Source organism: uncultured Lentibacter sp. (genome assembly GCF_937123735.1).
In the GTDB taxonomy this organism is placed as follows: Bacteria; Pseudomonadota; Alphaproteobacteria; order Rhodobacterales; family Rhodobacteraceae; genus Lentibacter.
In genome coordinates, this window is sequence record NZ_CAKZKL010000038.1 from 43,651 (window position 1) to 51,112 (window position 7,462).

The window sequence follows — 7,462 nt, forward strand, 5'->3', positions numbered from 1 at the left end:
AAAGACGCAAGGAAAAGAGCCATGAGCATCACCTATCTCAAACAGGGCAAACCCGCTGCCGCCCGCGCCGAAGACGACGCACAGGTCGCCAATGCGGTTGCCGCCACGCTGAAAGATATCGAGGCCCGCGGCGATGCGGCGGTGCGCGAGCTGGCCAACAAGTTTGACGGCTATGACCGCGAGACATACCGTCTCTCAGAGGCCGAGATCGAAGAGATCATCGCGCAGGTCACGCCGCAGGAAATGGCCGATCTCAAGTTCGCCCAGGAGCAGGTCCGCAACTTCGCGCAGGCGCAGCGCGACTCCATGCTCGACATCGAGGTCGAGACGCTCCCTGGCGTGATCCTCGGGCACAAGAACATCCCCGTGCAGTCTGTCGGCTGCTATGTGCCGGGCGGCAAGTTTCCCATGGTGGCCTCCGCGCATATGTCTGTCGCCACCGCCTCTGTTGCGGGCGTGCCGCGCATCATCGCCTGCACCCCGCCTTTTAACGGCGTGCCAAACCCTGCCGTTATTGCGGCCATGCACCTTGGCGGCGCACATGAAATCTATGTGCTCGGCGGCATTCAGGCTGTCGGCGCGATGGCGATCGGCACAGAGACAATCGACCCCGTGCATCTCCTCGTTGGCCCCGGCAACGCCTTTGTCGCCGAAGCCAAGCGCCAGCTCTTTGGCCGTGTGGGGATTGACCTCTTCGCGGGCCCGACCGAAACCATGGTGATTGCCGATGAAACAGGCGCCGATGCCGAGCTCTGCGCAACCGATCTGCTGGGGCAGGCAGAGCACGGCTACAACAGCCCCTGCGTTCTGCTCACCAACTCCGAGAAACTCGCGCGCGAAACCATGGCCGAAGTCGAGCGTATTCTCACGATCCTGCCCACAGCCGACACCGCGCGCAAAAGCTGGGAAGACTACGGCGAAGTCATTGTCTGTGACACCTATGAAGAGATGCTTGAGGTGGCCGATGATATCGCCTCTGAGCACGTGCAGGTGATGACAGACCGCGACGACTGGTTCCTTGAGCATATGACCTGCTACGGCGCGCTTTTTCTCGGCGCGCGCACCAATGTCGCCAATGGCGATAAGGTCATCGGAACAAACCACACCCTGCCCACCAAGAAGGCAGGCCGCTACACAGGCGGTCTTTGGGTTGGCAAATTCCTCAAAACCCACAGCTACCAGCGCGTGCTCACAGATGAGGCGGCCACGATGATCGGCGAATACGGCTCGCGGCTCTGTATGCTCGAAGGCTTCGTGGGCCATGCCGAGCAGTGCAACATCCGCGTGCGCCGCTACGGCGGGCTCAACGTGCCTTACGGCGAAGGCGCGCCCTACCGCGATGCGGCGGAGTAACCTTCCGATGGATCTGCAAACCCAAAACAAAGCCGTCATCGCGCCCCTCAGAGCCGCGATGTATGACTTTTCTGAAAGCGCTGTGCGCGCGGCCCTCTCTGCGGCTGCGGCGCCTGATGCGGTGTTTCACCATTGCCACCCGCTGGGAGACAGCACGGGGCCAGACGCGTTCTACGCGCGCGCCTATGCGCCGCTGCTAACGGCTTTCCCCGACCTTGAGCGCCGCGACTATATCGTCATGGCTGGCCCTGATGATGACGGGGCCGAATGGGTCGGCTGCGGCGGCTATTACTGCGGCACGTTCACCGCGCCTTGGCTCGACATTCCGCCCACAGGCCATATGGCGCATGTGCGCTTTCACGAGTTCTACCGCATGGAAGGCGGCAAGATTGTCGAGTTTCAGGCGATCTGGGATATCCCCGAGCTGATGATGCAGGCGCGCGCCTGGCCCATGGCCCCCTCGCTCGGCCGCGAGTGGAACGTGCCGGCACCCGCCACAAACGATGGCATCCAGACCGCGCCCTACGATGTGGCGCAAAGCACAGCCTCCAAAGATCTGATCATTGACATGCTGGAGCATATGAAGCGCCACCCTTCCCAAGGCGGCCCAGACGTCATGGAAATGGAGCGCTTCTGGCATGAGCGCATGAGCTGGTATGGCCCCGCCGGTATTGGCACCGGGCGCGGCGTTTCAGGCTTTCGCAACTGGCATCAGATCCCCTTTCTCAACGGGATGCCCGACCGTGGCCAATATGTGGAAGACATCACCTATCACTTCTTTGGCGAGGGCAATTATGCCGCCGTAACGGGCTGGCCAAACATGATCCAGACGGTCACCCATGATGGCTGGATGGGCATCGCGCCTTCGGGCAAGAAAATCACCATGCGCAGCCTCGATTTTTGGCGGCTGGAGAACGGCAAGATCCGCGAAAACTGGGTCCTTGTTGATCTTTTGCACGCCTATGAGCAGCTCGGCGTTGATGTCTTTGCGCGCCTGCGGGAATTCAATAAGGTGCGCCACATCGCCCCTCTGAACATTCCGACAGGACAAAACCAATGACCCTTCCCAAAACCCCCTCCATGAACCTTGCTGGCAAGCGCGCCCTCGTCACAGGCGCATCCTCTGGCATAGGTCAGGGCTGTGCTGTGGCGCTGGCCGAGGCGGGGGCGCATGTGGTCTGCTCCGCGCGCGGCGTGGCGCGGCTCGATGAGACAGTGGCCGCAATGGCCGCCGAGGGCTGGTCAGCCGAAGCGCTGGCGCTTGATGTGTCCGATCTCGGGGCTATCGAAGCTGCTCTGGAAAGCCAAGCGCCCTTTGACATCATCGTCAACGCCGCCGGCTACGCCAAGCACGGCCCCGCCACCGAGACAGAGCCGGCCGACTTTGACGCCGTGATGAACATCAACCTGCGCGGCGCATACTTTCTTTCGGCGTGGGCCGCGAAATCCATGCAAGCGGCCGGTATCGAAGGCAGCATCATTCACATCTCCTCCCAAATGGGCCATGTCGGCGGGATAGACCGCGCCGTCTATTGCGCCTCCAAGTTTGGGCTGGAAGGCATGGTCAAGGCCATGGCCATCGAATGGGGCAAATCGCGCATCCGTATCAATACGATCTGCCCCACCTTCATCCGCACACCGCTGACCGAACCAACCTTCGCAGACCCTGCCCGCGTGGCGTGGATCGAGGAAAAGATCAAGCTGGGCCGTGTCGGGGCGGTCGAAGATATCATGGGCGCTGTGCTTTACCTTGCCTCGCCCGCTTCGGCGCTGGTCACGGGCACATCGCTCCTCGTGGACGGAGGTTGGACAGCCGACTGATGCCGCAGTTCAAAGTCACCTCTGCCGAAGTGGCCGCCAAGGCGGGCGTCAGCCAGTCTGCCGTGAGCCGTGTCTTTACGCCGGGCGCTTCGGCTTCCGCGCGGACGGCAGAAAAGGTGCGCAAGGCCGCCAAGGAGCTGGGCTATCGCCCCAATGTTCTGGCGCGCGCCATGGTCTCGGGCAAAAGCCGTATCATTGGGCTGGTGGTGGCCTATCTTGACAACCAGTTTTACCCCGTTGCCCTTGAGCGCCTCTCCAATGCGTTGCAGGCAGAGGGCTATCATGTGCTGATCTTCATGGCCTCGCAAACTGCGGGTGATATCGACGGTGTGGTGGCCGAAATCCTCGATTATCAGGTGGATGGCATCGTCGCCGCCTCTGTTGCGCTCTCCTCTGATCTCACGGCGCGCTGCGCCGCTGCCGGTGTGCCGCTCGTGCTCTTCAACCGCGACCAAGACAGCGCCGAAATCTCCGCTGTCACGTCAGACAACGTGGCTGGCGGGCGCAAGGCGGCCGAGTTCCTCCTCGCCGCTGGCCATAGCAAAATCGGCTATATCGCGGGCTGGGAAGGCGCTTCCACGCAACGGGACCGCGAGTTTGGCTTTACAGAGGCTCTGGCAGAAGCGGGCCTGTCGCTGCACAGCCGCGAAGTGGGCCAATACACCATGCAGGGCGCGCGCGAGGCGACCCTGCGGATGTTTGCGAGCGATGGCCCCGAAGCTGTCTTCGTCGCCAATGATCACATGGCCTTCGCCGTGATGGATGCGCTGCGCTACGAGCTGGGCCTCTCTATCCCTCAGGATGTCTCGGTCATCGGCTATGATGACGTGCCAATGGCCGCCTGGCCGGCCTATAGCCTCACAACTGTGCGCCAGCCCGCCAATCGCATGGTTGCGCAAACCGTTTCGCTTCTGCTCAGCCAGGTCGAAGATCACACAGCCGCGCCCCAACAAGTCCGTATTGACGGCCCGCTTGTCGTGCGCGGCTCAGCCAAATTGCCCAAAGGACAAACCCCATGAAAGGCTTCTCAAACCGCTTCACCGATTTCCCCGATTACATTATCGGCATCACCAAGGAAATCTGGGAAGACCGTGGCATCGCCACGCTGCACGAATACTACGCGCCTGACATCCCCGTGCGCTCGCCCGCCTCTGTGGTGAAGGGCAACCAAGGCGTGATCGCCGCCACAATGGCCACCCTGCACGAGTTCCCCGACCGCACGCTCTTTGGCGAAGATGTGATCTGGTCAGGCACACCGGAGGAGGGGATGCTTTCGTCGCACCGCCTGCACTCCACAGCGACCCACGCCAATGATGGTGTCTACGGCAAGGCCACGGGCAAGCGCCTGAGCTACCGCATCATCGCCGACTGCCACGCCATCAACAATCAGATCAACGACGAATGGCTGATCCGCGACCAAGGCGCAATCGTGCGTCAGCTCGGCTGGGAGCCGAAGGCCTATGCCCGCGACCTCATCGCGCGGGAAGGTGGCCCTGAGAGTTGCGTGCAACCCTTCACCCCCGCGATCGACATTGAAGGCCCCTACAAGGGGCGCGGCAATGACAACGCATGGGGCGCAAAATACGCCGACATTCTCACCCGCATCATGAACGCCGATTTCACCGTGATCCCGAAGGAATATGACCGTGGTGCAAACCTTGAATACGCGGGTGGAGTCTCGGCCCTCAGCCATGACGGGGCAGACAAGTTCTGGATGGGCCTGCGCGCCTCCTTCCCGAACGCCAAGTTCACCATCGAGCACCAGATCGGCCGGGATGATGCCATGATGCCGCCCCGCGCCGCCATCCGCTGGAGCCTGCACGGCAAGCACGACGGCTGGGGCATCTACGGCGAGCCGACAGGCGCTGAGGTCTACATCATGGGCGCAAGCCACGCAGAGTTTGGCCCTTGGGGCCTGCGCCGCGAATACACGCTTTATGATGAAACCTCGGTCTGGAAACAGATCCTGCTCAAAACAGGCGCTCTCTGATGCCACTCAAATCAAAATCTCTCAAACGCCGTCACGGCTATCTGGCGAGCCTGCGCGCGCGCCGGCTCAATCTGCATCCGCCCGGCTCCTAGCGCAGCCTTGTGCAGACAGACCAAACGAGACATTTTGAAAGAGTAGGACACCACAATGACACCCCAAGAGATGGAAGCCCGCATCGTTCGCTATGGCGACTTGCAGCCTTGCAAAACCGCCTTCATCGACGCCCACACGCCGGGCTCTGATCAGAAAGAAAACTTCACAATCATCGGTGGCGGCGTGTCTGAAAGCCCCGACCAACATGTCCACATCAGCATCCCGCACGGCTTCAACATCGGTGCCGCAGGCCAGCCGCCGCGGGTGACAAACTCGCTCCACGATCATCACACCGCAGAGGCTTTCTTTGTGTTGTCTGGAAAGTGGCGCTTCTTCTGGGGGCGCTGGGGAGATGCGGGTGAAGTGACGCTTGAAAAGGGCGATATCTTCAACATCCCCACAGGTATCTTCCGTGGCTTTGAAAACATCGGTGACGATTACGGTATGATCATGGCCATTCTTGGCGGTGATGATGCTGGCGGCGGTGTCATGTGGGCACCGCAGGTAATTGAGAACGCAGCCGACCACGGCCTCATCCTTGGCGAAAACGGCAAGCTCTATGACACCAAACGCCAGCAAAAGCTGCCCGAAGGGGTCAAACCCATGCCCGTGATGTCGCCCGAAGAGCTGGCCAAACGCCCCGAGCCGACCACGGCCGAGGTGTTGCCCAACCATGTGGCGCGCTACTGGGACATGGTCGCGCTGGCCGACCGTCAGCCCTGCAAAGTCATTGGCGAAAAGGGCCTTTTGCGCGATAGACCCGGCTTTGAGGTTGATTTCATCACCCGTGGCAGCGCCACAGCGGCCAAGCATTCTCACACGCGCCCCTCGGTGCTCATGCCCGTCACGGGCCACTGGCGCGTGGAGTGGGACGGCGGCCAGGCAACTCTCGCTCCGGGCGATACCATGTCCGTGCCCGAAAATCTCGCACACTCTGCCGTGCCCTCTATGACAGGCGACGCCGCGCTTTATCACATCGTCGCCACTGACGACCCCGCCGGCAAGACCTGGCAGGGCTAAACGCCACAGCAGCGCGCAAAGACTGAAAGGACAGGCCATGACGATCAAGACAACCCATGTCGGCTCTCTGCCCCGCACGCAGGAGGTGGTGGATTTCATCTTTGCGCGTGAGCGTGGCGAGGCCTATGACCAAGCCGCCTTTGACGCCGCCATGACCGCCGCAGTGCGCGAAACCGTGGCCAAGCAAAAGGCCGCAGGCGTCGATATTGTATCTGATGGCGAAACCTCCAAAATCAGCTACGCCACCTATGTCAAAGACCGCTACACAGGCTTTGACGGCGACAGCCCGCGCAACGCGCCTGCGGATTTGAAGATGTTTCCAAGCTTCCTTGAGCGCCTCGCCAACGATGGCGGCACGCCACAATACGCGCGCCCCATGTGTGTGGGCGAGGTAAAGTCAAAGGGGCAAGGCGAGCTGGAAAAGGACATCGCCAATCTCAAAGGCGCAATGGCCCATCACGGTATCGCAGGCGGCTTCATGAATGCCGCCTCGCCGGGTGTGATCTCGCTCTTTTTGCAGAACGATCACTATAAATCCCGCGAGGCCTATCTCGCCGCGCTGGCCGATGCGATGAAGGATGAATACGAAACCATCGTCGCCGCTGGCCTCGACTTGCAGCTCGACTGCCCCGATCTGGCGCTCAGCCGCCATATGCTTTTCACCGAGCTGACGGATGAAGAGTTCATCAAGGTTGCCGCTAGCCATGTCGAGGCCCTGAATCATGCGTTGCAAAATGTGCCTGCCGAGAAGGTGCGCGTGCACATCTGCTGGGGCAACTACGAAGGCCCGCACTGCTGCGACATCCCCATGAGCAAGATGTTTGACACGCTCATGAGCACCGATGCGCGCTATGTGCTGTTTGAAACCTCCAACCCGCGCCATGGCCACGAATGGGCGGTCTTCCGCGACCGCAAGGCCGATATCCCTGACGATAAGGTGCTTGTCCCCGGTGTGGTCGATACCACCACAAACTTTGTCGAACACCCCGAACTTGTGGCCGAGCGCATCCGCCGCTTTGTCGATATCGTCGGTCAGGAGCGGGTTATTGCCGGCTCTGACTGCGGCTTTGGAACCTTTGCCGGCTTTGGCGCGGTCGATCCTGCGATTGCCTATGCCAAACTGGAAGCCCTGTCAGAGGGGGCTGCGCGCGTCACATGAACGACTCTCTGCTCACCCTCTTGAAA

At 61.2% G+C, this 7,462-nt stretch carries 7 protein-coding genes; all 7 read left to right on the forward strand.

Features of this window, described 5'->3' with window-relative positions; translation table 11 throughout:
* The first annotated feature begins 21 nt into the window (after window positions 1-21).
* The 7 genes from hisD to Q0478_RS12245 all read left to right on the forward strand — a co-directional run bounded on the left by hisD (window position 22) and on the right by Q0478_RS12245 (window position 7,436).
* Window positions 22-1,353, forward strand: a complete 1,332-nt coding sequence (gene hisD, locus Q0478_RS12215; protein WP_298679656.1) for a histidinol dehydrogenase — start codon at window positions 22-24, stop codon at window positions 1,351-1,353.
* Window positions 1,340-2,413, forward strand: coding sequence for an ester cyclase (locus tag Q0478_RS12220; RefSeq protein ID WP_298679658.1), 1,074 nt, complete (start codon window positions 1,340-1,342; stop codon window positions 2,411-2,413). Before hisD ends, Q0478_RS12220 begins: the two co-directional genes overlap by 14 nt.
* A complete protein-coding gene (locus Q0478_RS12225; protein ID WP_298679660.1) occupies window positions 2,410-3,174 on the forward strand; it encodes an SDR family oxidoreductase in 765 nt (254 codons plus the stop codon). Before Q0478_RS12220 ends, Q0478_RS12225 begins: the two co-directional genes overlap by 4 nt.
* A complete protein-coding gene (locus Q0478_RS12230) occupies window positions 3,174-4,193 on the forward strand; it encodes a LacI family DNA-binding transcriptional regulator (RefSeq protein ID WP_298679662.1) in 1,020 nt (339 codons plus the stop codon). The genes Q0478_RS12225 and Q0478_RS12230 overlap by 1 nt, the downstream gene beginning before the upstream one ends.
* Window positions 4,190-5,164 (forward strand): ester cyclase, encoded by a 975-nt coding sequence (locus Q0478_RS12235; protein WP_298679664.1) that lies wholly within the window; start codon window positions 4,190-4,192, stop codon window positions 5,162-5,164. The genes Q0478_RS12230 and Q0478_RS12235 overlap by 4 nt, the downstream gene beginning before the upstream one ends.
* Window positions 5,165-5,311: 147 nt before the next feature.
* Window positions 5,312-6,277 carry a cupin domain-containing protein gene (locus tag Q0478_RS12240; RefSeq protein WP_298679665.1) on the forward strand — a complete coding sequence of 322 codons (966 nt, stop codon included), beginning with the start codon at window positions 5,312-5,314 and terminating at the stop codon, window positions 6,275-6,277.
* 37 nt (window positions 6,278-6,314) lie between these two features.
* Window positions 6,315-7,436, forward strand: coding sequence for a cobalamin-independent methionine synthase II family protein (locus tag Q0478_RS12245; RefSeq protein WP_298679667.1), 1,122 nt, complete (start codon window positions 6,315-6,317; stop codon window positions 7,434-7,436).
* Window positions 7,437-7,462 lie beyond the last annotated feature (26 nt).

Excerpts from the sequence above, each read along its gene's own strand:
- Q0478_RS12240 (WP_298679665.1), top strand. The coding sequence starts at position 5,312 with ATGACACCCCAAGAGATGGAAGCCCGCATCGTTCGCTATGGCGACTTG.
- Q0478_RS12245 (WP_298679667.1), top strand. The coding sequence starts at position 6,315 with ATGACGATCAAGACAACCCATGTCGGCTCTCTGCCCCGCACGCAGGAG.
- Q0478_RS12235 (WP_298679664.1), top strand. The coding sequence starts at position 4,190 with ATGAAAGGCTTCTCAAACCGCTTCACCGATTTCCCCGATTACATTATC.
- Q0478_RS12230 (WP_298679662.1), top strand. The coding sequence starts at position 3,174 with ATGCCGCAGTTCAAAGTCACCTCTGCCGAAGTGGCCGCCAAGGCGGGC.
- Q0478_RS12220 (WP_298679658.1), top strand. The coding sequence starts at position 1,340 with ATGCGGCGGAGTAACCTTCCGATGGATCTGCAAACCCAAAACAAAGCC.
- hisD (WP_298679656.1), top strand. The coding sequence starts at position 22 with ATGAGCATCACCTATCTCAAACAGGGCAAACCCGCTGCCGCCCGCGCC.
- Q0478_RS12225 (WP_298679660.1), top strand. The coding sequence starts at position 2,410 with ATGACCCTTCCCAAAACCCCCTCCATGAACCTTGCTGGCAAGCGCGCC.